Annotated in this window: 22 protein-coding genes; 8 read left to right on the forward strand and 14 right to left on the reverse strand. The window is 72.2% G+C overall.

The features are described from left to right. Positions 1-150 precede the first annotated feature (150 nt). A complete protein-coding gene (locus ABD366_RS15955) occupies positions 151-753 on the forward strand; it encodes a hypothetical protein (RefSeq protein ID WP_324769310.1) in 603 nt (200 codons plus the stop codon). Between the two features lie 118 nt (positions 754-871). Here the strand turns inward: ABD366_RS15955 and ABD366_RS15960 are convergent, their stop codons facing one another. From ABD366_RS15960 to ABD366_RS15975, 4 genes are read right to left on the reverse strand one after another with little or no spacing between them, the layout of a single operon-like run. Then, positions 872-2,608 carry an immunity 49 family protein gene (locus ABD366_RS15960; RefSeq protein WP_324769308.1) on the reverse strand — a complete coding sequence of 579 codons (1,737 nt, stop codon included), beginning with the start codon at positions 2,606-2,608 and terminating at the stop codon, positions 872-874. Then, the gene (locus tag ABD366_RS15965) at positions 2,586-2,990 is read right to left on the reverse strand and encodes a DUF4180 domain-containing protein (RefSeq protein WP_324769307.1); all 405 of its coding nucleotides are present in this window, start codon (positions 2,988-2,990) and stop codon (positions 2,586-2,588) included. The genes ABD366_RS15960 and ABD366_RS15965 overlap by 23 nt, the downstream gene beginning before the upstream one ends. Next, a complete protein-coding gene (locus ABD366_RS15970; protein WP_324769306.1) occupies positions 2,987-3,415 on the reverse strand; it encodes a helix-turn-helix domain-containing protein in 429 nt (142 codons plus the stop codon). Before ABD366_RS15970 ends, ABD366_RS15965 begins: the two co-directional genes overlap by 4 nt. Before the next feature lie 46 nt (positions 3,416-3,461). Continuing rightward, positions 3,462-3,974, reverse strand: a complete 513-nt coding sequence (locus ABD366_RS15975) for a hypothetical protein (protein ID WP_324769305.1) — start codon at positions 3,972-3,974, stop codon at positions 3,462-3,464. Between the two features lie 47 nt (positions 3,975-4,021). Here ABD366_RS15975 and ABD366_RS15980 point away from each other — a divergent pair, with 47 nt between their 5' ends. Further along, the gene (locus ABD366_RS15980) at positions 4,022-4,732 is read left to right on the forward strand and encodes a 3-keto-5-aminohexanoate cleavage protein (protein ID WP_324769304.1); all 711 of its coding nucleotides are present in this window, start codon (positions 4,022-4,024) and stop codon (positions 4,730-4,732) included. 79 nt (positions 4,733-4,811) lie between these two features. On the opposite strand, the gene ABD366_RS15985 is transcribed toward ABD366_RS15980, so the two are convergent. Next, positions 4,812-5,321: a helix-turn-helix domain-containing protein gene (locus ABD366_RS15985; protein ID WP_324769303.1), complete on the reverse strand. Its 510-nt coding sequence runs from the start codon at positions 5,319-5,321 to the stop codon at positions 4,812-4,814. A gap of 118 nt (positions 5,322-5,439) precedes the next feature. Between ABD366_RS15985 and ABD366_RS15990 the strand changes: the two genes are divergently transcribed. Next, a complete protein-coding gene (locus ABD366_RS15990; protein WP_324769302.1) occupies positions 5,440-6,558 on the forward strand; it encodes an aryl-sulfate sulfotransferase in 1,119 nt (372 codons plus the stop codon). After that, complete coding sequence (locus tag ABD366_RS15995; RefSeq protein ID WP_324769300.1) at positions 6,555-7,892, forward strand: uracil-xanthine permease family protein; 1,338 nt, start codon at positions 6,555-6,557, stop codon at positions 7,890-7,892. The genes ABD366_RS15990 and ABD366_RS15995 overlap by 4 nt, the downstream gene beginning before the upstream one ends. Here ABD366_RS15995 and soxR read toward each other — a convergent pair. Beyond that, on the reverse strand, positions 7,840-8,316 hold the full coding sequence (gene soxR, locus ABD366_RS16000) for a redox-sensitive transcriptional activator SoxR (RefSeq protein ID WP_324769298.1): 477 nt from the start codon (positions 8,314-8,316) through the stop codon (positions 7,840-7,842). The genes ABD366_RS15995 and soxR overlap by 53 nt on opposite strands. Before the next feature lie 92 nt (positions 8,317-8,408). Here soxR and ABD366_RS16005 point away from each other — a divergent pair, with 92 nt between their 5' ends. Beyond that, on the forward strand, positions 8,409-8,870 hold the full coding sequence (locus tag ABD366_RS16005; protein ID WP_324769297.1) for a MaoC family dehydratase: 462 nt from the start codon (positions 8,409-8,411) through the stop codon (positions 8,868-8,870). On the opposite strand, the gene ABD366_RS16010 is transcribed toward ABD366_RS16005, so the two are convergent. The 3 genes from ABD366_RS16010 to ABD366_RS16020 all read right to left on the reverse strand — a co-directional run bounded on the left by ABD366_RS16010 (position 8,861) and on the right by ABD366_RS16020 (position 11,298). Continuing rightward, positions 8,861-9,514 carry a TetR/AcrR family transcriptional regulator gene (locus ABD366_RS16010; RefSeq protein ID WP_324769296.1) on the reverse strand — a complete coding sequence of 218 codons (654 nt, stop codon included), beginning with the start codon at positions 9,512-9,514 and terminating at the stop codon, positions 8,861-8,863. The genes ABD366_RS16005 and ABD366_RS16010 overlap by 10 nt on opposite strands. Before the next feature lie 107 nt (positions 9,515-9,621). Beyond that, the gene (locus ABD366_RS16015; RefSeq protein ID WP_324769295.1) at positions 9,622-9,912 is read right to left on the reverse strand and encodes a YiaA/YiaB family inner membrane protein; all 291 of its coding nucleotides are present in this window, start codon (positions 9,910-9,912) and stop codon (positions 9,622-9,624) included. A 225-nt stretch (positions 9,913-10,137) separates the two neighbouring features. After that, on the reverse strand, positions 10,138-11,298 hold the full coding sequence (locus ABD366_RS16020; protein WP_324769294.1) for an acyl-CoA dehydrogenase family protein: 1,161 nt from the start codon (positions 11,296-11,298) through the stop codon (positions 10,138-10,140). Positions 11,299-11,403: 105 nt separating this feature from the next. Between ABD366_RS16020 and ABD366_RS16025 the strand changes: the two genes are divergently transcribed. From ABD366_RS16025 to ABD366_RS16035, 3 genes are all read left to right on the forward strand, one after another. Next, positions 11,404-12,054, forward strand: coding sequence for a TetR/AcrR family transcriptional regulator (locus ABD366_RS16025; protein ID WP_324769293.1), 651 nt, complete (start codon positions 11,404-11,406; stop codon positions 12,052-12,054). A 59-nt stretch (positions 12,055-12,113) separates the two neighbouring features. Continuing rightward, positions 12,114-12,818 carry an ArsR/SmtB family transcription factor gene (locus ABD366_RS16030; protein ID WP_324769292.1) on the forward strand — a complete coding sequence of 235 codons (705 nt, stop codon included), beginning with the start codon at positions 12,114-12,116 and terminating at the stop codon, positions 12,816-12,818. Positions 12,819-13,119: 301 nt separating this feature from the next. After that, positions 13,120-14,040, forward strand: coding sequence for a DMT family transporter (locus ABD366_RS16035; RefSeq protein WP_324769291.1), 921 nt, complete (start codon positions 13,120-13,122; stop codon positions 14,038-14,040). A gap of 73 nt (positions 14,041-14,113) precedes the next feature. Here ABD366_RS16035 and ABD366_RS16040 read toward each other — a convergent pair whose 3' ends face one another. From ABD366_RS16040 to ABD366_RS16060, 5 genes are all read right to left on the reverse strand, one after another. Then, positions 14,114-15,196, reverse strand: coding sequence for a Zn-dependent alcohol dehydrogenase (locus tag ABD366_RS16040; protein WP_324769290.1), 1,083 nt, complete (start codon positions 15,194-15,196; stop codon positions 14,114-14,116). A gap of 16 nt (positions 15,197-15,212) precedes the next feature. Next, entirely contained in the window at positions 15,213-16,601 is a 1,389-nt protein-coding gene (locus tag ABD366_RS16045; RefSeq protein ID WP_324769289.1) for an aldehyde dehydrogenase family protein, read from the reverse strand. A gap of 145 nt (positions 16,602-16,746) precedes the next feature. Beyond that, positions 16,747-18,015, reverse strand: a complete 1,269-nt coding sequence (locus tag ABD366_RS16050; protein ID WP_324769287.1) for an MFS transporter — start codon at positions 18,013-18,015, stop codon at positions 16,747-16,749. A gap of 10 nt (positions 18,016-18,025) precedes the next feature. After that, positions 18,026-19,444 carry a CitMHS family transporter gene (locus tag ABD366_RS16055; RefSeq protein ID WP_324769286.1) on the reverse strand — a complete coding sequence of 473 codons (1,419 nt, stop codon included), beginning with the start codon at positions 19,442-19,444 and terminating at the stop codon, positions 18,026-18,028. A 147-nt stretch (positions 19,445-19,591) separates the two neighbouring features. Next, entirely contained in the window at positions 19,592-21,841 is a 2,250-nt protein-coding gene (locus ABD366_RS16060; protein WP_324769285.1) for a molybdopterin oxidoreductase family protein, read from the reverse strand. Positions 21,842-21,867: the final 26 nt, after the last annotated feature.

The following is a 21,867-nucleotide window of genomic DNA, read 5'->3' on the forward strand; positions in this document are numbered from 1 at the left end:
GGAAGGCGCCGGTGATGGACCCCATCGGAAATCGGATGGGACCGATCGCCCCGAAGAGGGATCCGAATCGCGTGTCGATACGTCTACTCGGCGACGTCGCGCCTCATGACTGCGGCGACGCCGACGTACGTGTGACGGAGGTGCAGGGCGATGGCTGGATTCCGGAGTCTGGCAAGACAGGTGCGCGATCCGCTGAGCGACCTGGCACTGCGGCGGTACTCACTGCGCAAGTGCCTGGAGAGATTTGCTCCTTACGGCCACCGGGCCACCTGGGACCATCTGTGCTCCCGGGCCGGATTCGGCCCCGAGGACCGCTCCCCCGACCCGGCCCGCCTGGTGGCGGCCCTGGAGGAGCTGGAGGAGGCGCGGGCCGTCTGGCTCGCGTACGAAGTCGCCTTCGCGGAGCGTAGGCGCAAGGAGAAGCACGACGGGCTGCGCCGCCCGGGCAGTGTGGACGACTGGCACCGGCTGACCTGGGGCGGCTTCGGGGTCGCCTGGTGCGACGACCCGTCGGTGCACCCCACCGAGCCGCTGGCCGAGGTTCTCCGCCGGCTGATCGCGGCCCTGGAGCGCGAGCCGGGCGACAACTGCCCCGTGTGCACCGGCACGGCGCTCCACTGGAAGCACGACCTGGCGCACGAACCGTCGTCGGGCCCCGTCTGTTCCCACTGCGGAATCGTGGTGCCGCGCCCCGTACTCACAGCCGCCGCCCTGGCCCACGCCAGGCGGGCGCGGCTGCTGGTCACGGCGTAGAGCGACGTAGTGCCATGTAGACCCGTGCAGAGCCATGTAGACCCATGTAGGGCGACGTACAGCGCGACGGGGGTGCGGGCCGGACACCGGCGCACCCCCGGATCGACCCCTGCCGGATTCACCCCTGGCCGGGGATCTCTTCCAGGCGCTCGCGGTTGAGCAGATACTTCGGCAGGTACGGCGCTTCGGCGTCGACCGGGAACTCCATGTCGTGGGCGAGGCAGGCCAGGGCCAGCGGGCCGAGGGCCACCCGGGCGCGCGGCGCGGCCGAGTCCCCCCAGTAACTTCCGTGCTGCGCAAGCGCTTCCGCGAGCGCCACGGCGAACGCGTCGTGGTCCTCGGTGAGCAGCCGGTGGAACAGCGCGACGGGCTGGTAGTCGACGGAGTTCAGGAAGTCCTTCGGGGCGAGCGTCGCCGTCTCCGGGTGCGAGGTCTCCATCGTGGTGACGAGCTTCTGCACGACGTCGTCGACGGGACGGCGCAGCCAGTGGCTCTGCAGGACGTCGATCCAGTGCAGGACGTAGTCGTCGACCGGGGCGGTGTCGCCGCGCAGGTCGTCGGGCGGCACCTGGCACAGCCGTGTCGTACGGTCGCGTTCGCGGGTCACCAGGGTGAGGTAGAAGGCGTCGAGCCAGGCGCGGGCGTCGCCCAGCACGTCCGGGCCCGTGGCCGGAACCGTCAACTCCCCTTCGCCGAGCGGGACTCCGACCGCCGCCGTCGGTGTGAAGAGTGCCGTGCCGAGTTGCAGGGCGGCGACCCAGGCGTCCCAGGTCTCCACTCGGGCGGCGCCCGGGTCGGTCGCGGCCTGCGCGTGGGCGAGGGCGAGGGCGTGGGCGAAGGCGTCGGGGAAGCCGCTCGGGTCGGCCGCGAGCCCCTCGATGGAATCGGCCGTCGTCGTGGTGAGTTCGTCGATGCCGGGCGCCGTGGCGGCGGAGTCCGAGGCGAGGCGTCCGGCCCGGTCGAGGCCGTGCAACGCCCGCATGATGTCGAGGAGTTCGGCCGGCGGCCGCAGCGAGAAGGTGCGGGTGTCGTGGTCGATGACGGTGAGGGAGGTCAGCCGCCCCCGGTGCCACCAGTACACGCGCGGCGAGAGTGACCCGGGGCCGTCCTCGTGGGCCTTGTAGGCGTACGTGGCCAGGTCGTTGACGGCGTCGGCGACGCTGCCGTCGACGATCGGGTGGAACGCCAGGAGGTGCCGGGTGGGCACGACCACGAGCGCGCCCGCGTCGGGCATGCGCCGACCGGTGACCTCGGCGACCAGCTCCGGCAGGACGAGCGCCTTGGTCGAGACGAACGGGGAGTCGCCGTACACGGAGTACAGCACGGCGTGCCCGTCGAGGCGCACCTCTTCGTGCCGCAGCGGCTCCCGCACCAGGTTCCGCTGCCCCGCCGCCCACAGCGCGTCGGCGCCGGCGCGGGCCACGTCCTGGTCGGTGAGCAGGCGCACGGAGGTGGGCCCGTCGAGGGCGAGCGCGAGGTTCAGCCCTTCGGCCACACCGCGCAGGTACGTGAACCCGTCGGCCATGTCGGCGGGGACGGCGCCGGGCGGCACCAGACGCAGACAGGTCCGCGCCAGCAACTCCTCGGCGCTCTCGCCGCCTTGGGACCCTGCGGCCAGGCGCGCGAAGAACCCCTCGACCAGCTCGGGCCAGGTGTCCTCGGGCGCGGTGTGGCAGCGCTGCGCCAGGTTCGTCAGGGGGTGGCGGCGGCCGTCGGCCTCCGCCGTGTCACCGGCCACCGTGGGCCGCACCCCGGTCCTGGCGTGCAGATGGCCGGCGACGAGGCCGCGCAGGCGTTCGGCCCGGACGGCGGTGAGCAGGGGCAGATGCGGGTCAGGCGCGTCGTGTGGTGTCACGGTCCGACTCTACGAGGCGCGTCTCCAGCGCGGCGGCGTCGGGCAGGAACCACAGCTGGCGGCCGCGGTTGCTCTCCCGTATGAAGTCGGCGAGTGCCGTACTGGCGGCGGTCTCCGCGTCGATGTCACCGATGACGGCGAGACCCATCCGGTAGTTGACGAACTTCTGCACGACGTCGCCCGCCACGCGTGTCCGCAGCCGGAAGAAGTCCGGCCCGCACCGCTCGGCCGGAACGGCGACCCACGCGGCGCCGCGGTATCCGGCGTCGCCGATCAGGTCGAGCGCGGCGCGCTCACTGTCGAGGGGCGGGCCGTCCGGGGAGCACACGTACACGGATACGCCCGCCAACTCCCGCAGTTCATCGCTCGGTTCGGTTCTCATGAGTCCTCCACCAGCGTGTCGACGATGCGCAGCAGCTCGGCGGCCTCGGCGATTCCGCCCAGCACGATGATCTTGAGTACAGCGCGTTCCTCGTCGTAGACGCTCTCCACGCGCAGCCGCCCGGCGCCCGGGTCGGCGCCGGCGCTGTTGGCCACGGCGACGACCGTGTTGCCCAGCCGCATCGCGGCCGCCGGGTCCACGCCGTCGACCTGGACGATGACGGACGCCTCGGCGTGCGCCCCGCCGGCGGGACGGGGCGTGGCCGAAGCGCCCGTGAAGGCGTCCACGTCGGAGCGGGTGACGCGGTACCGGCGGCCGACCTGGGTCGCTTTCAGCCGTCCGTCGCGGACATAGCCACGCACGGTCCGGACGTGAAGGCCGAGCAGGTCGGCCACCTGATCGAGGGAGTAGTACTGTCGCTGCACTCCCTCAACATACCTCAGGAGGGAGTATTAGGTGCCTTGAGTGCCCTCAGGGCCTGATCACGTCCGTCTGGATCGCGAGCTTGAACTCGGCCAGCGTGATCGGCACCGCGAACCCGTTGTCCCCCGAGCGCGCCGCGACCTTCAGGCCGACCGGTGTGCCCGGGTGCACGAACATCTGCCAGGTGTAGGAGCGGTACTGGCCGCCGCCGGTGGGCGAGATGTCCGTGGTGGCGGTCGAGTCGTAGTGCGTGGAGAGGTTCAGCGGGTCACGCACGAAGCGGGCGCGGTACTCGGTGGGCCTGCTGTCCGCCGCCCAGAAGACGAGCGCCGACAGGGTCGCCCAGCCGTCATGGCTCGGCCAGATCAGCCCGGAGCGGGCGTCCGGGTACTTCGAGGTGCCCCCGCCCGCGGCCGGATCGTGCATCTTCCACGGGTCGTACGACTCCTCGCCCGCCTGGTACGGGAAGCGCACGAGGTGGTAGCCGTCGCTGTCGTACGTGATCTTCTGCGCGCCCGAGTGCGCGGACTCGTACTTGAGGGAACAGATCGCTACTGGCATGTCGTTTCCGACCCCCGTCGTCAGTGGCTGGTGACACCATCGCGTGCATGGTGTTCGTGCAGGTGTGTCTGAACGGTGCTCGTGGAGCGGCCGACGGAGCGGTGGTGCCCCTGTCGCCCGGCGCGCTGGCGGAGGCCGCCGGGGCGGCGGTCGCTGCCGGTGCGTCGGACGTGCATGTTCACCCCAAGTCTCCCTGTGGGCAAGACACGTTGTCGCCACGTTCGGTTGCGGCGACGCTCGAGGCCGTCCGGAACAGGGTCGCCGTGCCGGTCGGCGTGACGACGGGCGCCTGGGCCGAACCCGACCCCGACGCACGGGTGGCGCGGATCCGCTCGTGGACGGTGCTGCCGGACCACGCGTCGGTGAACTGGCACGAGGCGGGCGCGGAGGCGGTGGCCGCCGCGCTGCTCGAGCGGGGCGTCGGGGTGGAGGCCGGTATTTATTCGGGGACGGACGCGGCCGAGCGGTTCGCGGCGTCCCCGCTGGCCCCACGGGTTCTGCGGGTGCTCGCCGAGGTGACCGAGCACGAACCCGGGGCGGCCGAGGGGGCGGCCCGCGCGCTGCTGGACGACATCGGCTCCGGCCATGGGCGGCCTGTGCTGCTGCACGGGGAAGAGGGGGGTGCGTGGCCGGTGCTGCGGGTCGCTGCGCGGCTTGGGCTGGGGATGCGGATCGGGCTCGAGGACACGTTGGTCCTGCCGGACGGGGGGCGGGCCGGGAGCAACGCCGAGTTGGTGGAGGTGGCCCTCCGGCTGTAGAGACGCCCTTGCGTCTGCCGAATCGGTCCGTGCGCGAGTACCGGTCGCGTGTGGCTGCTCGCGCAGTTCCCCGCGCCCCTTACGGGGCTACTCCTACCAGCAGAACTCTCGTGTGCGGCTCCAACGGACGCCAGCGGTGCGGGAGTTCGGCCGTGCAGTAGAGGGTGTCCCCGCGCTCGAGGACGTAGCGCGTGCCGTCCACCTCGACCTCGGCCGAGCCGTCGGCCACGTAGAGGATCTCGTCGCCCGCGTGCCGGTACTCGCGACCCCAGTCGTGGTCGCCGGTGAACTCCAGGGCGTGCAGGCGCTGTTGACCACGGACGAGCGGGCGTACCCCTCCCTCGGTCGCGGTCTCGGCCGCGCCGCGCACCACGTCGACGGGACGGGGCGGCTCGGCCGCGGCGAGGAGTTCGACGGCGGTGGTGTCGAGCGCGTCGGCGATGCGCTGGAGCGAGTTCATGCTCGGGCGCGAGCGCCCGTTCTCGACCTGGCTCAAAAACGGGGTGGAGACCCCGGCCCGCCGCGCCACCTCGGCGAGCGTCAGCTCCAGTGCGCGCCGCCTGCGCCGGATGCCCGGTCCCACGTTCATGTACTTGTAACGCCCTTCCCCGGTGTCCCCTGTTCCTGAGCAGCCTATCGCCGTGCTTAACTCGTTCACCATCACTTAAAAAAGTTAACCACGCACGATGAACGACGGAGGGGCCGCAATGGCTCGTGTGGACCAGAACCAGCGGCGACGCCGCGGCACCGGCCTGATCGCGCTGGACGAGGACGCCGCGTACGCCGGCTACACGCTGTTCGCGCCGCTGACCGGCGCCGGCGAGGTGTACCTGATCGACCTGCGCGGCGAGGTCGTCCACCGGTGGAACCTGCCGCACCGCCCGGGCCGGCACGCCCGCATCCTTCCCAACGGCAACCTCGCCTACAGCGGTGTCCTGCCCGACGAGCCCGCCCTGTTCCCGATGTGGCACAAGTACCGCGGCGGTCTGATGCAGGAGATCACCCCGGACGGCACGGTCGTGCGCGAGCACCGCGACCCGCTCCAGCACCACGACGCCCACCACTACGGCGACGGCCGGATCCTGTACACCGCCATCGAGCCGCTGACCGGTGACGCGGCCGCGGCCGTGCGCGGCGGCGTGCCCGGCTCGGAGGCCGGCGGCTCCACCGTGTGGGCCGACACGATCGTCGAGGTCGACGCCGAGGGGAACCGGACCTGGGAGTGGAAGGTCTCCGAGCGGCTCGACCGCGACGGCTTCCCCCTGCACCCGGACTACGCCCGCGAGCACTACCCGCTGATCAACAGCGTGCTGCCGCTCGCCGACGGGAACATCCTCGCCAGCTTCCGCTCCGTGTCCGCCGTCGTCGTCATCGACCGCGCCACCGGGGACATCGTCTGGCGCTCCGAACCGGGCGTCGTCTCCCAGCAGCACTGCCCGACCGAGCTGGAGAACGGCAACTTCCTCGTCTTCGACAACGGCGTCTTCCGGCCGCGCTGGGACGTGCCCTTCAGCCGCGTCATCGAGATCGAGCGCTCCAGCGGCAAGGTGGTGTGGGAGTACCACGACCCGGCGCGCGAATCGTTCTTCGCGCCGTTCATGGGCAGCGCCCAGCGGCTGCCGAACGGGAACACGCTGGTCACCGACTCCCCCGCGGGCCGCCTCTTCGAGGTGACCGAGGACGGCTATCTCTGCTGGGAGTACGTGGTCCCGTACTTCGGCGGCTACCAGGAGGAAGAGGTCCGCAGGCTGTTCCCGTCCGAGCCCAACGCCGTCTTCCGCTCCTACCGCTACTCCGCGGCCGAGCTGCCCTGGCTGAACCGGTGAGCGCCACGGCGGCGCGGTCCGAGTCGACCGTGGAACCGGTCGACGAGCGGCTTCCGCTCCAGCGCCTCCTCCCCCTCGCCTGCCAGCACCTGCTGGCCGGCGTGGCCGCGCCCGTCTCGTCCGTCATCCTCATCGCGACCACGCTGAAGCTGTCGAGCGGGCAGACCGCGTCGCTGCTCAGCGCGACGCTGGTGCTGTGCGGGATCGGCGCGCTGCTCCAGTCGCTCGGCGTGCGCGTGCTGCGGGTCGGGGCGCGGCTGCCGTTCCTGATGCTGCCGGGCGGCGCCGCCGTGGCGATCTTCCTCCAGATCGCGCAGGAGTACGGCCCGGCGACGGCGTCCGGCTCGGTCCTGGTCTCGGCGGCGTTCCTGCTCTGCGTGCTGCCGTTCTACGGCCGGCTCGTCCGACTCTTCCCGCCCCTCGTGATGGGCACGACGGTCGTCCTCATCGGCATCAACATGATCAAGGTGACCGCGCCGATGGTCGCCTCGGAACCGGGCCTCGGCTTCGCGACGCTCGGCGTCATCGCCTTCTTCTTCCTCGTCCTGCGCGGCGTGTGGCGGCAGATGGCGGTGCTGCTCGGCCTGGTCGGCGGCACGCTGATCGCCGTCCTCACCGGCACCGAGCTCCAAGTCGCGCACGGCGGTACGTTCGCCCTGCCGGACCTCTTCCCCTACGGCGCCCCGCACATCGACCTGCTCGCCGCCATCCCGCTGCTGGTCTTCGCGCTCGCCTCGCTCGCCGAGGCCACCGGGCAGACGGTCCTCAACAGCGAGGCCGTCGGCCGGGCCCCGGACCCGGGCCGGGACGTGCCGCGCATCGCCCGCGCCGACGCGCTCGTCTCCCTCGGCTCCGGGATCTTCGGTACGTCGCTGATGGTGACCAGCGCCGAGAACATCGGCATTGTCCAGCTCACCCGCGTCCGCAGCCGGTTCGTGACCGCGGCGGCCGGGGTGCTGCTCATCGTGTGCGGGCTCCTGACGCCGCTGACCCGGCTGCTCGCGGCGATCCCCGAACCGGTGGTGGGCGCGGCCGGGCTGGTCATCTACGCGGTGATCGCGGTGATGGGCTTCGGAATGCTCTCCCGTACCGACCTCTCCCACGGCACGGACAGCGTCGTCATCGCACTCGCCCTGGTGGTCGGCATGCTGCCGATCGTCGCGCCCGAGATGTACGCGGACCTGCCCTCGTGGGCCCGCACCCTGTTCGGCAGCGGGGTCGCGGCGGGCGCGATCGCGGCGGTGGCCCTGAGCGCGGTGTTCCGGCTGCTGGGGCCCGCCGTCACGTCCCCGTCGGACGGTCCCGGCGCTCCGCCAGCAGACGGGAGCCGGTGAGGCGCTCGCCGAACACGTCGTCCGGGTTGGACAGCACGCAGGTCTCCAGGGAGAGGCAGCCGCAGCCGATGCAGTCGGTGAGGTGGTCACGCAGACGGCCCAACTGCTTGATGCGCGCGTCCAGTTCGGTCCGCCAGGCGTCCGAGAGGTGCGCCCAGTCCTCGCGGGTCGGGGTGCGCTCCTCGGGCAGCCCGGAGAGGGCGTCGCGGATCGTGGCGAGGGGGATGCCGACGCGCTGCGCGGCGCGGATGAAAGCGACCCGGCGCAGGGTGTCGCGGGTGTATCGGCGCTGATTGCCGGAGGTGCGGCGGCTGGTGATCAGACCCTTGGACTCGTAGAAGTGCAGCGCCGAGACGGCGGCGCCGCTGCGCGCCGACACCTGGCCGACGGTCAGCTCGTGGATCTTCTCCGGGATCTGAGGCACCCGGCCGAGCCTAGTGCCCCGGCGGCCCGGTTGTTAGCATGCCAGGAGTTCTGAGCAAGCGCTTAGACAACGGACCTGGGAGGTCACTGGAGATGGCAGAGCCGCGGGTTTTCAAGGATGCCGACGAGCTGAAGGCCGCTGTCGGCGAGCAGCTGGGCCACACGGACTGGGTCGGCATCGAGCAGGAGCGGATCGACCGGTTCGCCGAGGCGACCGGTGACCACCAGTGGATCCATGTCGACCCGGAGCGCGCCAAGGCCGGGCCGTTCGGGACGACCATCGCGCACGGGTACCTGACGCTGTCGCTGCTGCCGCTGTTCGGTCCGCAGCTGATCGCGGTCGAGGGCGTGAAGATGGGCGTCAACTACGGCACGAACAAGGTGCGCTTCCCCGCCCCGGTGCCGGTCGGCTCGCGGCTGCGGGCGACGGCGAAGATCACGTCCGTGGAGGACGTGACGGGCGGGGTCCAGGTGTCCGTGGCGTTCACCGTGGAGCGCGAGGGCGGCGAGAAGCCGGTCTGCGTCGCGGAGTCGGTGTCGCGCTACTACTTCTGAGCCGCCTGCCGCGGGGTGTGGGCTCCCACCATCCGGAGCACGAGGTCGGCGTAGAGCGCGCCGACCTCGTCGGGTGTGCGGCGGCCTTCCGTGTTGAACCAGCGGGCCACGTCGATGCAGAGGGAGAGCACGGCGACCGTGGTGCCGGGGACGTCCGGGACGTCGAACTCACCGGCCTTCACACCGTCGTTGATGATCTCGCGCACGGCGGCGTCGCTGCGGCGGCGAAGCTCCACGATGGCGGGGCGGTGCTCCTCGCCGAGCGAGTCCAGTTCGTACTGGACGACGCGGGCGGTCGTGTGGTGCCCGGCGTGCCAGCGCACGAACGAGCGGACCGCCTCGGTCAGCCGGTCGACGGCGCTGCCCTCGCCGTCGGCCGCGCGGCGCAGGATCATCAGTGCCTTCTCGTGGCCGATGCTGCTGATCCGCAGGAGGAGCTCCTCCTTGGTCTTGTAGTGGATGTAGAGCGCGGCGGGGCTCATGCCGGCCCGGCTCGCGATGTCGCGGGTCGTGGTGGCGTGGTACCCCCGCTCGGCGAACGCCTCGACCGCGGCGACGAGCAGTCGCCGGGCGGCGTCGGGGGTGACCTCGGCCCACGGCATCTCGTCGACGGCCCTCTCCTCGACCCGCTCGTCCTGCGTCATCGGTCCGCTCACATCCTCCCGGGTACGTGCGCCCACACCCTACCCTCCGGGGTGAGCGGGCGCTTAGAGCCCGTCTCCGGCCCCCTCCCGGCGCAGGGTCGTCCGGCTCAGACCACCGGCTTGAACGGGTCGTGGTCCGCGAGGATCTTCTCCAGGCGGGCCTGGTCGACCCGGCTCACGATCTGCCCGGCCTCCTGGCGGTCCCTGATCACCTTGGACAGGGTGAAGGCGGAGGTCGTCAGGTAGAGGACCGAGATGGCGAGGAAGGCGCGGATCCAGCCGCTCGCGTCGAGGCTGTAGATCCCGACGGAGACGGCGGTGAGCGCGAGGGCGAAGGACGCGATGGCCTGTCCGTAGAAGGCCGTGGTGTTCTGCTGCTTGACCGGTGTCTCACTCATGCCGCACAGCATGCGGCGGACGTGGCCGCGGTCACATCCGCTCCCCTACTCAGGTACGTACTCAGCCGTCCGGACCGGGCGGGCAGCTCCGCCGGGCGGCGTCGGCCTCGTCCCCGTACGGCGTGTTCCCCGACTCCCTTGCCAGCACGGGGACGTGGGCGGCCAGGTCGTCGTCGGGGAACTCAACGCCGTCATCTACGCCCGGTTCGGGGCGCGGCGGCGTGGTCAGAACGCGGAGACCCCGGTCAGGGCGCGGCCGATGATCAGCTTCTGGATCTGGCTCGTGCCCTCGTACAGGGTCATGACGCGGGCGTCGCGGAGCAGTTTGCCGACGGGGTACTCGTCGATGTAGCCGTAGCCGCCGAAGACCTGGAGGGCGTTGTTGGCGGCGCGGACCGCGGCCTCCGACGCGAAGAGTTTCGCCTTCGAGGCAGCGGTCGGGAAGTCCTCGCCGCGGTCGATGAGGTCGGCGACGCGCCAGGTCAGCAGGCGGGCCGCGTCCACGTCGACCGCGATGTCGCTGATCAGCTCCTGGACCAGCTGGTACGAGGCGATGGACTTGCCGAACTGTTCGCGCTCGCCCGCGTAGCCGACCGCCGCGTCGAGCGCCGCCTGGGCGATGCCGACGCAGCCGGCGGCGACGGACATCCGTCCCTTGGCGAGGGCGGACATGGCGATGGAGAAGCCCTTGCCCTCGGGGCCGAGCAGCGCGGTGGCGGGGACGCGGACGTCCTCCAGGACCAGTTCGGCCGTGGCCTGGCCGCGCAGGCCGAGCTTGCCGTGGATGGTGCGGCGGGTCAGGCCCGGGGTGTCGGTGGGGACCAGGAAAGCGGAGACGCCCTTGTGGCCCGGGGCGTCGGTGGAGCGGGCGAAGAGCAGCACGACGTCGGCCCAGGTGCCGTTGGTGATGAACATCTTCGAGCCGTTGATGACCCAGTCCCCGTCGGAGCCGCCGTCGCGTACGGCCTTCGTCGACAGATTGCCCGCGTCGGAGCCGGTGCCGGGCTCGGTGAGACCGAAGCAGCCCAGGGCCTCGCCCGCGGTGAGCCGCGGCAGCCAGTGCCGCTTCTGCTCCTCGGAACCGTACGACTGGATCGTCTTCGTGACGAGGCCCAGGGAGACCGAGACGATGCCCCGCACGGAGGAGTCGCCGCGGCCCAGCTCCTCGGTGACCAGGCAGTACGCGAGGTGGTCGCCGCCCGAGCCGCCGTACTCCTCGTCGATGGTCAGACCGAGGAAACCGACCTCGCCGAGCTTCTTGACGATGCCGCGGTCGACCTCTTCGGCGCGGTCCCACGCCACCACGTGCGGCGCGATCTCGCGGTCCACGAAGTCCTTGGCGAGCCGACGGACGGCCGTCTGCTCCTCGCTCAGCTCCAGATTCACGGACGACTCCCAGGCACGTGCGGCGGTGCTCCTCGAGGACGCACTGTGCGGACGCCCTTTAATTAGCACTGCTAGTTTTTGGCTGACAGCCCTACTATGTGCCGCATGGCCCGACCGCGCAAGCCCCTGCTGAGCACCGACCGCATCGTCGGCGCGGCCCGCGCCCTCGTCGACGCCGAGGGGCTCGCGGCCGTCTCCACGCGGCGTCTCGCGGCCGAGCTCGGGGTGAGCGGGCCGTCCCTGTACAACCACTTCCGTACGAAGGACCAGATCCTGGAGGCGGTCGCCGACTCGGTGAGCGCGCAGGTCGATCTGTCCATGTTCGACGCGGACGATCCGCGGGACTGGCGGACCGCGCTGCACGACTGGGCCGTCTCGTACCGGGCCGCTCTGCGCGAGCATCCGAACATCGTGCCCGTCCTGGCCCAGGGGCCGGGGCGGCGGCCCGCCGGGCTGCGGCTGGCCGACGCGGTGTTCGGGTCGATGACCGACGCCGGGTGGCCGCCCGCGCAGGCCACGTCCATCGGCGCGCTCATGCGGTACTTCGTGATGGGCTCGGCGCTCGGCTCGTTCGCCGGCGGGTTCGTCGACGACGAGACGGCGTACGACCCGGCCGACTATCCCCACCTCGGGCAGGCGCATCTGCTCGCGGAGCGGCAGGACGTCGTGGACGACCGGGCGTTCGAGACCGGGCTCGCGGCGCTGCTCGACGGGCTGAGCATGCAGTACGAGCAGCTCGTGGCGGCCGCGCACTGACAGCGGGGTCCGTCGACGGTTCGGTCCGCGCCGAAGCGTCCCCGGCGCATCCTTGAGCCATGGCTGCTTCCAGGGAACCCGGCGCTCCACGGCTCGCCGCGCTGGCCTTTCTGCTCGCCGACGAGACACGGGCCGCGTGTCTGCTGGCGCTGCTCGACGGGCGGGCCTGGACCGCGGGTGAGCTGGCGCGGCATGCCGGGGTCGCCGCGTCCACCGTCAGCGAGCATCTGGGCAGGCTCGTCGCGGGCGGGCTCCTCGCGGAGGAGCGCCAGGGCAGGCACCGGTACGTACGTCTCGCCGACGCGCAGGTGGCGCAGCTCGTGGAGGGCCTCGCCGCGTATGCCGTGCCCGGCGGGGGTGAGCGGCCCGCCACGTTGCGGGCGTCGTCCGCGCGGGATGCGATGACGCGCGGGCGCACCTGTTACGACCATCTGGCCGGGCGGCTCGGGATCGCCGTGACCGACGGGATGGCGGAGCGGGGGCTGTTGCGGGTCGACGCGGGGTTCTCCCTGACGGATGCGGGGGTTTCGTGGTTCCGGGGGCTGGGGGCCCCGCTCGACCTGGGCGGGCGGCGGGCGGTCGCCCGGGGGTGCCTGGACTGGACGGAGCGGCGGAATCATCTCGCCGGGGTGGCGGGGGCGGCCTTGTGCCGCTACGTGTTCGCCTCCGGCTGGGTGGAGCGGATCGGGTCCGAGCGGGCGGTTCGGGTCACCGGGGGCGGGGCGGAGTTCTTTTCGGCGGAGTTGGGGGTGGGGGCGCTTTGACTCGTGAGTCTGCTGGGCGTGTACGCCGGCCGCGGGCCCGGTGGGGCTTCTCGCGCAGTTCCCCGCGCCCCTGAAGCATGCGGCTCCGCCGCAGCTCCGACGCCGATGAGGCGCCGCACGCAGTGCGCACCTGAGGGGCGCGAGGAACTGCGCGAGCAACCACGGCGCAAGCCGCACCCACACGACAACCCAAACCCGGCACACGCTCAGAAGCGCCGGGGAACTGCGCGAGCAACCCCCACCGGCCCGCGGCTGCACAGCGACCATCCGTTCGTACCGACCCGCACTTGGAGACCCCCCGATGTCAGACACCCGCTCCGGCACAATCGCGGCCAGCGCCACCGTCGTGCTCTGGGCCTCCGCCTTCGTAGGTATCCGCAGCGCGGGTGCCCACTACTCCCCCGGCGCCCTCGCGCTCGGCCGCCTCCTCGCAGGGGCCGTGGTGCTCGGCGTCATCTGGGCCGTCCGGCGCGAAGGCTGGCCGCCGAGAGAGGCCTGGCGCGGGATCGTCGTGTCGGGCGTGCTCTGGTTCGGGGTGTACATGGTCGCCCTCAACTGGGGCGAGCAGCAGGTCGACGCGGGCACGGCGGCGCTGGTCGTGAACATCGGCCCGATCCTGGTCGCGCTGCTCTCCGCCCGGTTCCTCGGCGACCCGCTGCCGCCGCGGCTGCTCGCCGGGATGGCGGTGTCGTTCGCGGGGGCGGTCGCCGTCGGGTTCTCCATGGCCGGGGACGGGAACGCGTCCGTCGTGGGCGTGGTGCTGTGTGTGATCGCCGCGATCGGCTACGCCTGCGGGGTCGTGGCGCAGAAGCCGGCCCTCGCCCGGGCGAGCGCGTTGCAGGTGACGACGTTCGGCTGCCTGATCGGGGCGGTGGCGTGCCTGCCGTTCGCCGGGCAGCTGGTGCACGACGTGGCCCGCGCACCGGCGTCCGCGACCCTCAACGTGCTGTATCTGGGCGTGTTCCCGACCGCGCTCGCCTTCACCACCTGGGCCTACGCGCTGGCCCGGACGACCGCGAGCCGGATGGGCGCGACGACGTACGCCGTGCCCGCTCTGGTCGTCCTGATGTCCTGGCTCCTCCTCGACGAGGTACCGGGGCTCGTCACGCTCGGCGGGGGCGCGCTGTGCCTGGCCGGGGTGGCGGTGGCACGCTCCCGCCGCCGGCGCGCGGAGGAGTCCGTACCCGCATCTCCGCCCGTCGCCCCCGAGAAGCAACGGTGAGGGCGCGGGGGCGCGTTCGCTCCGGCCGGGGCAACAACTGATCGGCGCTGCCCCGGCCGCGTACTGGCCCTCCTCAGAAGATGACGAGCGCCCGGCCCCCCTTGCCCGCCACCATGTTGTCGAACGCGGCCGGGATGTCGTCCAGGGTGATGTGTTCCGTCACCAGTGCGCTCAGGTCCAGGCGGCCCGCGCGGATGTGGTCCGCGAGGACGGGGAGGTCCGTGGCCGGGTCGGAGTTGCCGTAGACGCAGCCGGCGAGGGTGCGGCCCCAGTGGAAGATCTCCAGGGCGTTGAACGTGACCTGCTGGTCCTTGCCACCGATGCCGACGACCGTGGTGCGGCCGCCGCGCCGGGTGGATTCCCAGGCCGTACGGATCGTCACCGCGCGGCCGACGCACTCGACGGCCACGTCCACGCCCTGTTTGCCGGTGAGGGCGCGGATCTCGCGGGCGGTGTTCTCGGAGGCGACCACATAGTCCGTGGCGCCGGCCTGGCGGGCCAGCTCCTCCTTCGCCGGGGAGACATCGACCGCGATGATCTTCGAGGCGCCCGCGATCCGCGCGGCCTGGAGCGTGGCGAGGCCGACGCCGCCGACGCCGAACACCGCGACGCTCTCGCCCTCGCGGACGCGCGCCGAGTGGTGGACGGCGCCGTAGCCGGTGAGGACGGCGCAGCCGAGGAGGGCCGCGTCGGTGAGCGGGACACCGGCCGGGGCGGGCAGGACGCAGTTGGCGGCGACGACGGTCTCCTCGGCGAACGCGGCGACGTTCAGGCCGGGGTGCAGGTCGGAGCCGTCGGAGGAGCGGTGGGCGTAGACGTCGGCGGCGCCGGCCAGCGCGTTGGCGCAGAGCCAGACCTCGCCGAGCGTGCACGCGTGACAACTGCCGCACGACGGAGCCCAGTTGAGGACGACCTCGTCGCCGGGCGCGATGTGCGTGACGCCCTCGCCGACGGACACGACGGTGCCCGCGCCCTCGTGGCCGAGGACGGCGGGGACCGGCACGCGCATGGTGCCGTTGGTCAGGGACAGGTCGGAGTGGCAGACCCCGGCGGCGGCGAGCTTGATGCGGACCCGGCCGGGTCCCGGCTCGGGCAGGTCGATGCCGGCGATCTCCAGCGGGGAGCCGACGGCGGGCAGTACAGCGGCGCGGACCATGACGGGATCAACTTCCTCAGAACTGGAGGGACTTGGTCTGGAGGTACTCGGACAGGCCGTGCGAGCCCAGCTCCCGGCCGACGCCCGACTGCTTGTACCCGCCGAAGGGGGCGCGGGGGTTGAAGCGGCCGCCGTTGATGTCGACCTGTCCGGTGTCCATGCGCCGCGCGAAGGCGACGGCTTCCGCCTCCTCGCCCGCCCAGACCGCGCCCGCGAGCCCGTACACGGTGCCGTTGGCGATGCGTACGGCGTCGTCCTCGTCCTCGTAGCGGATGAGGGAGACGACCGGGCCGAAGATCTCCTCCTGCGCGATGGCCATGTCGGGGGTGACGTCGGCGAAGACGGTGGGCTGCACGAAGTAGCCCTGCTCGCGCGGGGCTTCGGGGCCGCCGGCCACGATGCGGGCGCCCTGCTCGACGCCCTTCTCGATGTATCCGCGCACGCGGGCCTGCTGCTTGGCGTTGACGAGCGGGCCGATGCGGTCGCCGTACTTGGCCGCGGCCGTCGCGGCGAGCTCGACCGCCTCGTCGTACTGCGAGGTGTGGACGAGCATGCGGGTCCAGGCGCTGCACGTCTGGCCCGAGTTGCCCATCACGTTGGCGACGCCGACGTTGACCGCCTTGGCGAGGTCGGCGGAGGGCAGGATGACGTTGGCCGACTTGCCGCCGAGTTCGAGGGCGACGCGCTTGACGGCCGCGCCCGCCGTCGCGCCGATCTGCCGGCCGACGGCCGTGGAGCCGGTGAAGGAGACCAGGTCGACGTCGGCGTGCTCGGCGAGGGCCTGGCCCGCGACCGGGCCCAGGCCGGTGACCAGGTTGAAGACGCCCGCGGGCAGGCCCGCCTCGTCGACCGCCTCCGCGAACAGCTGCGCGGTCAGCGGGGTGTCCTCGGCGGGCTTGAGGACGACGGTGCAGCCCGCGGCGAGCGCCGGGGCGACCTTGGCGACGATCTGGTGGAGCGGGTAGTTCCAGGGCGTGATGGCGCCGACGACGCCGACCGGCTCGGAGTAGACCGTGGAGTTGCCGACCTTCTCCTCGAAGGGGTGACTCGCGGCGAGTTCGGCGTATGAGCCCGCCACCATGACCGGTACGCCCGCGTGCACCGCCTGCGAGAACTGCAGCGGGGCGCCCAGCTCGGCGGTGACCGTCTCGGCGATCTCGTCCTTGCGGGCCACCAGCACGTCACGGAGCGCGGCGATCTTCGCTGCGCGCTCGGTGGGCGGGGTCGCGGCCCAGCCCGGGAAGGCGGCGCGGGCGGCGCGCACGGCGGTGTCGATGTCCTCGGCGGTGCCCGCGGGGACGTGGCCGATCACCTGCTCGTCGACCGGGTTGACGACAGCGATGGTGTCGCCGCCCGCGGCGGGCCGCCACTCGCCGCCGATGTACATGCCGTCGTGGGCCTTCATGGCTCTCCTCCTGGTCACCGCGTGGGCGCTCGCCGCTTGTCGTCCGGCATCTAAACTAGCGGCGATAGTTTTGGGGCGCCAGAGACGTCCGTCACGTGTTCCTGCGGGGGCTTCGGCGGAATCTGCGGGGTGGGGGGCTGCGCGCCTAGGCGCCGTTGTCGGCCGTGGACTCGGCGGCGGGTGCGGCTTGCGTCGTGGTTGCTCGCGCCGTTCCCCGCGCCCCTTCAGGGCGCTCTACCGGGGCGCCCCTGAAGCCCAGCGTCGCTGCCACCAACAACAAACCGCCCAGCATCACGAACGGGGCCGCCGTGCCCGCCACGCCTGCGATCAGGCCCGCCGAGGCGGGCGCCGCCACCTGGCCGAGGCGGTTGCCGGTCAGGCGCAGGGCCAGGGCCGTGGAGCGGGCACCCGGCGGGGCCGCCTGGACGACCGTGGTCATCGACAGGGGCTGGCCCACACCCAGGCAGAAGCCGAGCAGCACCAGCATCACGCCGAGGGCCCAGACCGGGACGGGGAGCGCGATGCCCGCGCACAGCAGCGCGGCCAGCAGGCAGGTCGTGGCGATCAGGACGGAGCGGCCGAGCCAGTTGATCAGCGGGGTCATCACCAGGCGGCAGGCGATCGTGGCGCCCGCGCGCAGGCTCAGCAGGACGCCGATGACGGACGGGGCGATGCCGCGGTGTTCGCCGACCACGGGGAGGTAGGCGGTGAGGATGTCGGTCGCGGAGAGCACGGCGAGGCTGATGAAGATGCCGCCGGGAACACCGCGGGTGCGCAGGATGCGGTGGACGGGGACGCGGGCCGCCGGGCCCTTCGCCGCCCGCGCGTCCGTCCTCGTACGACGGAACTCGATGCGCCACAGCGACGTGAACGCGACCGCGCAGCCGCCCGCCGCGACCAGCAGGGCGAGGGCGCTGGTGCCCGCCATGTCCGGGCCGCCGATCAGGGCGCCCGCCGCGACGGGCCCGACGAGCTGGCCGAGGGAGGCGCCGATGGTGAAGTGGCCGAAGTTGCGGTCCTGTTCGTCCGGGGCGGACTGGCGGGCCACGATCGACTGGGCGCCGATGACGAAGCAGAGGTGGCCGAGGCCCATCACACCGCTCCAGGCGGCCATCGCCGTGAGGGAGCCGGCGAGGCCGCTGAGCGCGCAGCCGCCGGAGATCAGCACGACGCCGATGGGCAGCAGCGGGGCGCAGCGGCCGTGGTCCGTGCGCCGGCCCAGCGGGACGGCGGCGAACAGCGGGAGGAGCGCGTAGACGCCGGCGATGACGCCGACGGCCCGTTCGTCGGCGCCGAGCGCGAGGGCCCGGTAGGAGACGGCGGGCCGCGCCATCGACACCGCCGCCTGCGCGAAGCTGAACGCGATGACGAGGCGGAGCAGCCAGCTCCGATTCCTCCCGGGCTCGTACGTCACAGCACCTTCCTCAGACGATCCCGAACAGCAGGCCCGCGCCGAGGACCACCAGGGCGGTCAGCGCGGCCCACTTCACGGTGAACTTGGTGTGGTCGCCGAACTCGACCTTGGCCATGCCCACGAGAACGTACACGGCGGGCACCAGCGGGCTCGACATGTGCAGCGGCTGGCCGACGAGGGAGGCGCGGGCGATCTCCAGGGTGGAGACGCCGTGCGCGTTCCCGGCCTCGGCGAGGACCGGCACGATGCCGAAGTAGAAGCCGTCGTTCGACATGAAGTACGTGAACGGGATCGAGAGGACGCCGGTGACGAGGGCCATGTGCGGGCCCATCCAGTCGGGGATGCCGCCGACGACCCACTCGGCCATGTGGTCGACCATGCCGGTGCCCTGGAGGACGCCGGTGAAGACGGCGGCGGCGAAGACCATGCCGGAGACGTTGAGGACGTTCTCGGCGTGGGCGCCGATCCGGGCCTTCTGCTCCTGCATGTGCGGGAAGTTGACCGAGAGGGCAAGGGCGGCGCCCAGCATGAAGAGGACCGGGATCGGCAGCAGCTCCATGATCATCGCGGTGAGCAGGCCGACGGTGAGGAGCGCGTTGAACCAGTACAGCTTGGGGCGCAGGGTGGCGCGCTTCGGGTCGAGGCCGGAGAAGGTCTCGCCGTCCTCGTTCGCGTACGGGGTGGCGGCGTGGTCGCCCCCGCCACCGCCGGCCGCCTTGCCGGCACCACTGCCGCCACCCGCGCCGACCAGGACCTTCTCGTCAGCGGTCTCGGACTCGGTCACGGTCTCCTCGACCACGGTGTCCAGGGAGAGATAGCCGATCCGTTTGCGCTCGCGGCGCCCGAGGACGTAGGCGAGGAGGAGGACGAAGACGAGTCCGGTGGCGAGCGCCGGGATCATCGGTACGAAGATGTCGCTGGCGTCGACCTTGAGGGCCGTGGCGGCGCGGGCCGTCGGGCCGCCCCAGGGAAGGGTGTTCATGACGCCGTTGGCGGTCGCGGCGACACCGGTCATCACGACGAGGCTCATCTTCAGACGCTTGTACAGCGGGTACATCGCCGAGACGGTGATCATGAAGGTGGTGGAGCCGTCGCCGTCCAGGGAGACGATCGCGGCGAGCACCGCGGTGCCGACGACGATACGGACGGGATCGGCCTTGGCGAAGCGCAGGATGGCCCGCACGACCGGGTCGAAAAGGCCGACGTCGATCATCACGCCGAAGTAGACGATCGCGAACATCAGCATCGCCGCGGTGGGCGCCAGGTCGCCGATGCCCGCGATGACGTAGTCACCGAGGTGCGCTCCCTTGCCCACCAGCACGCAGAAGAGCGCGGGGATGAGCACGAGCGCCGCGATCGGCGACACCTTCTTCATCATGATCAGCACCAGGAAGGTGGCGATCATGACGAATCCGAGGATTGTCAGCATGGAGTGGGTCCCTACGTTCGCCGTTGAACTGCCGCCCGGGGGTGGCGGTCAGCGCGACGTTAGGGGCGTTCCGATTGCGTTAACAAGACGTTGACGCGCGAGCAATAAGCGCAAAACTCCAGGTCATAGCTCCGCCATAGCTCCAGGTCATGACGGTACGCGCGCGTCGGCCGCCACGTCCGCCACGTCCGCCACGTCCGCCACGTCCGCCACGTCTACGGGGATGGCGTTGAGCACGGCGGTGCCGGAGAGCGGGTCGAGGAGGCTGCCGTCGAGCAGCTGGTTCACGTTCACCCCGGGGTCCTTCGCCGCGACGCCGAGCCGGGTCCCGGGGCGGTCGTGGCCCCAGCCGTGCGGCAGGCTGACGACACCGGGCCGCACCGCGTCCGTCACCTCCACCGGCGCCACGACCTCGCCGCCTGCGGCGCGTACGCGCGCGGGCCGGCCGTCCTCCAGGCCGAGCCCGGCCGCGTCGTCGGGGTGGACCTGGAGGGTGCATCGGTTGGAACCGCCGGTGAGGGCGGGGATGTTGTGCATCCAGCTGTTGTTGGAGCGCAGATGGCGCCGCCCCACGAGGACCAGCCCCGTCTCTGTGGTGTCCAGCTCCCGGCGCAGGCGCGGCAGGTCGTCGGCGATCGGCTGCGGCAGCAGTTCGATGCGGCCGCTGCGGGTGCGCAGGATCGCGGGCAGACGCGGCTTCAGCGGGCCCAGGTCGATGCCGTGCGGGTGGGCGAGCAGCTGGTCGAGCGTGAGGTCGTACGGGCCCAGGCGCAGCATCATGTCGAGGCGCCGCTCGGGGCCCGTGCCGCCGGAGAGTTCGCGGGCGAGCCGCTCGGGGTCGGCCCCGAAGAAGGGCGAGTGCGGGGTGGCGGTGGCCTTGGCGAGGGCGGCGCCGATGACCATCTCGTCGACGGCGCCGGCCGGTGCGCCGTGCTGCCCGCTCGCCGCCAGGACGAGACGGGCGTGGATCGTGCACTCGTCGGGCTGCCCGTCCTCCAGGGGGACGGCGGCCGGGGTGTAGCGGGCCTGGTTGCGTACGGCGAAGGTGTTGAACGCGAAGTCGTAGTGGGCGCTGCGCGAGGGCGGGGGCGGCGGCAGGACGACGTGCGCGTGCCGAGACGTCTCGTTCAGGTACGGGTCGACGCTGACCATGAAGTCGAGCGAGTCGAGGGCCTGGTCGAGGCGGTCGCCGTCGGGGGCGGAGAGGACGGGGTTGGCGGCGATGGCGATGACGGCGCGGATCGCGCCCTCGCCCGGGGTGTCGATCTCCTCGGCGAGCGCGGCGAGCGGCAGCTCTCCCTTGGCCTCGGGGTGCCCGGAGACGCGGCTGGACCAGCGGCCGAGCGCGAAGCCCTTGCCGGGGCCCGCGGGGCGGGGCGTGGGGGCGGTGGCGGAGAGCGGGAAGAGGGCGCCGCCGGGTCGGTCGAGGTTCCCGGTGAGGATGTTCAGGACGTCGACGAGCCAGCTGGCCTCGGTCCCGAAGGCGACGGTGCTGCTGCCGACGCGGCCGTAGACGGCGGCGGTGGGCGCGGCGGCGAGTTCCCGGGCGAGGAGGCGGATGGTGGCGGCGGGGATGTCGCAGCGCCCGGCGACGGCTTCGGGGCTGAACTCCCGCAACGCGTCGCCGAGTTCGTCGAGACCCTGCACCTGGTCGGCGAGGTGCGGTCCCACGTCGACGAGCTTCTCCTCGTAGAGGACGTGGGCGAGGGCGGCGAGCAGCAGGGCGTCCGTGCCGGGCCGGATCGCGAGGTGCCGGTCGGCGAGCTTGGCGGTGCGGGTGCGGCGCGGGTCGATGACGGTGAGGGTGCCGCCGCGGGCGCGCAGCGCCTTCAGCTTGCCGGGGAAGTCCGGGGCAGTGCACAGGCTCCCGTTCGATTCCAGGGGGTTGGCGCCGAGGAGCAGGAGGTGGTCGGTGCGGTCGAGGTCGGGCACCGGGATGGCGTTCGCGTCGCCGAAGAGCAGTCCGCTGGAGACGTGCTTGGGCATCTGGTCGACAGTGGAGGCGGTGAAGAGGTTGCGGGTCCGCAGGGCGCCGAGCAGGACCGGCGGGTAGAGGGCGCCGGCCATGGTGTGCACGTTCGGGTTGCCGAGGACGACACCGACGGAGTTCGGCCCGTACGTCTCGACGAGGGGCCGCAGTCCGGCGGCCACAGCGTCGAACGCCTCGTCCCAGCCCACCTCCTGGAGCTGCCCGTCCTTGCGTACGAGGGGCCGGGTGAGCCGGTCGGGGTCGGCGTCGAGAGCCCCGAACGAGGCGCCCTTGGGGCAGATGAAGCCACTGCTGAACACGTCGTCCCGGTCGCCTCTCGCTCCGGTGACGCGGCTCCCCTCGATGGTGAGGCTGAGCCCACAGGTCGCTTCGCAGAGCGGGCAGATACGCAGGGCGGTACGGGGCATCTCGTCTCCCGGGCGGTGGCGTGGGA

The organism is Streptomyces kunmingensis (genome assembly GCF_039533535.1).
GTDB lineage: Bacteria > Actinomycetota > Actinomycetes > Streptomycetales > Streptomycetaceae > Streptomyces > Streptomyces kunmingensis.

Coding starts and splice junctions, on each gene's coding strand:
- ABD366_RS15975 (WP_324769305.1), bottom strand. CDS start 3,974: ATGCCAGTAGCGATCTGTTCCCTCAAGTACGAGTCCGCGCACTCGGGC.
- ABD366_RS15965 (WP_324769307.1), bottom strand. CDS start 2,990: ATGAGAACCGAACCGAGCGATGAACTGCGGGAGTTGGCGGGCGTATCC.
- ABD366_RS16035 (WP_324769291.1), top strand. CDS start 13,120: ATGTCAGACACCCGCTCCGGCACAATCGCGGCCAGCGCCACCGTCGTG.
- ABD366_RS16055 (WP_324769286.1), bottom strand. CDS start 19,444: ATGCTGACAATCCTCGGATTCGTCATGATCGCCACCTTCCTGGTGCTG.
- ABD366_RS15955 (WP_324769310.1), top strand. CDS start 151: ATGGCTGGATTCCGGAGTCTGGCAAGACAGGTGCGCGATCCGCTGAGC.
- ABD366_RS15990 (WP_324769302.1), top strand. CDS start 5,440: ATGGCTCGTGTGGACCAGAACCAGCGGCGACGCCGCGGCACCGGCCTG.
- ABD366_RS16030 (WP_324769292.1), top strand. CDS start 12,114: ATGGCTGCTTCCAGGGAACCCGGCGCTCCACGGCTCGCCGCGCTGGCC.
- ABD366_RS15985 (WP_324769303.1), bottom strand. CDS start 5,321: ATGAACGTGGGACCGGGCATCCGGCGCAGGCGGCGCGCACTGGAGCTG.
- ABD366_RS16005 (WP_324769297.1), top strand. CDS start 8,409: ATGGCAGAGCCGCGGGTTTTCAAGGATGCCGACGAGCTGAAGGCCGCT.
- ABD366_RS16040 (WP_324769290.1), bottom strand. CDS start 15,196: ATGGTCCGCGCCGCTGTACTGCCCGCCGTCGGCTCCCCGCTGGAGATC.
- ABD366_RS16010 (WP_324769296.1), bottom strand. CDS start 9,514: ATGACGCAGGACGAGCGGGTCGAGGAGAGGGCCGTCGACGAGATGCCG.
- ABD366_RS16015 (WP_324769295.1), bottom strand. CDS start 9,912: ATGAGTGAGACACCGGTCAAGCAGCAGAACACCACGGCCTTCTACGGA.
- ABD366_RS16025 (WP_324769293.1), top strand. CDS start 11,404: ATGGCCCGACCGCGCAAGCCCCTGCTGAGCACCGACCGCATCGTCGGC.
- ABD366_RS15980 (WP_324769304.1), top strand. CDS start 4,022: ATGGTGTTCGTGCAGGTGTGTCTGAACGGTGCTCGTGGAGCGGCCGAC.
- ABD366_RS16045 (WP_324769289.1), bottom strand. CDS start 16,601: ATGAAGGCCCACGACGGCATGTACATCGGCGGCGAGTGGCGGCCCGCC.
- ABD366_RS16060 (WP_324769285.1), bottom strand. CDS start 21,841: ATGCCCCGTACCGCCCTGCGTATCTGCCCGCTCTGCGAAGCGACCTGT.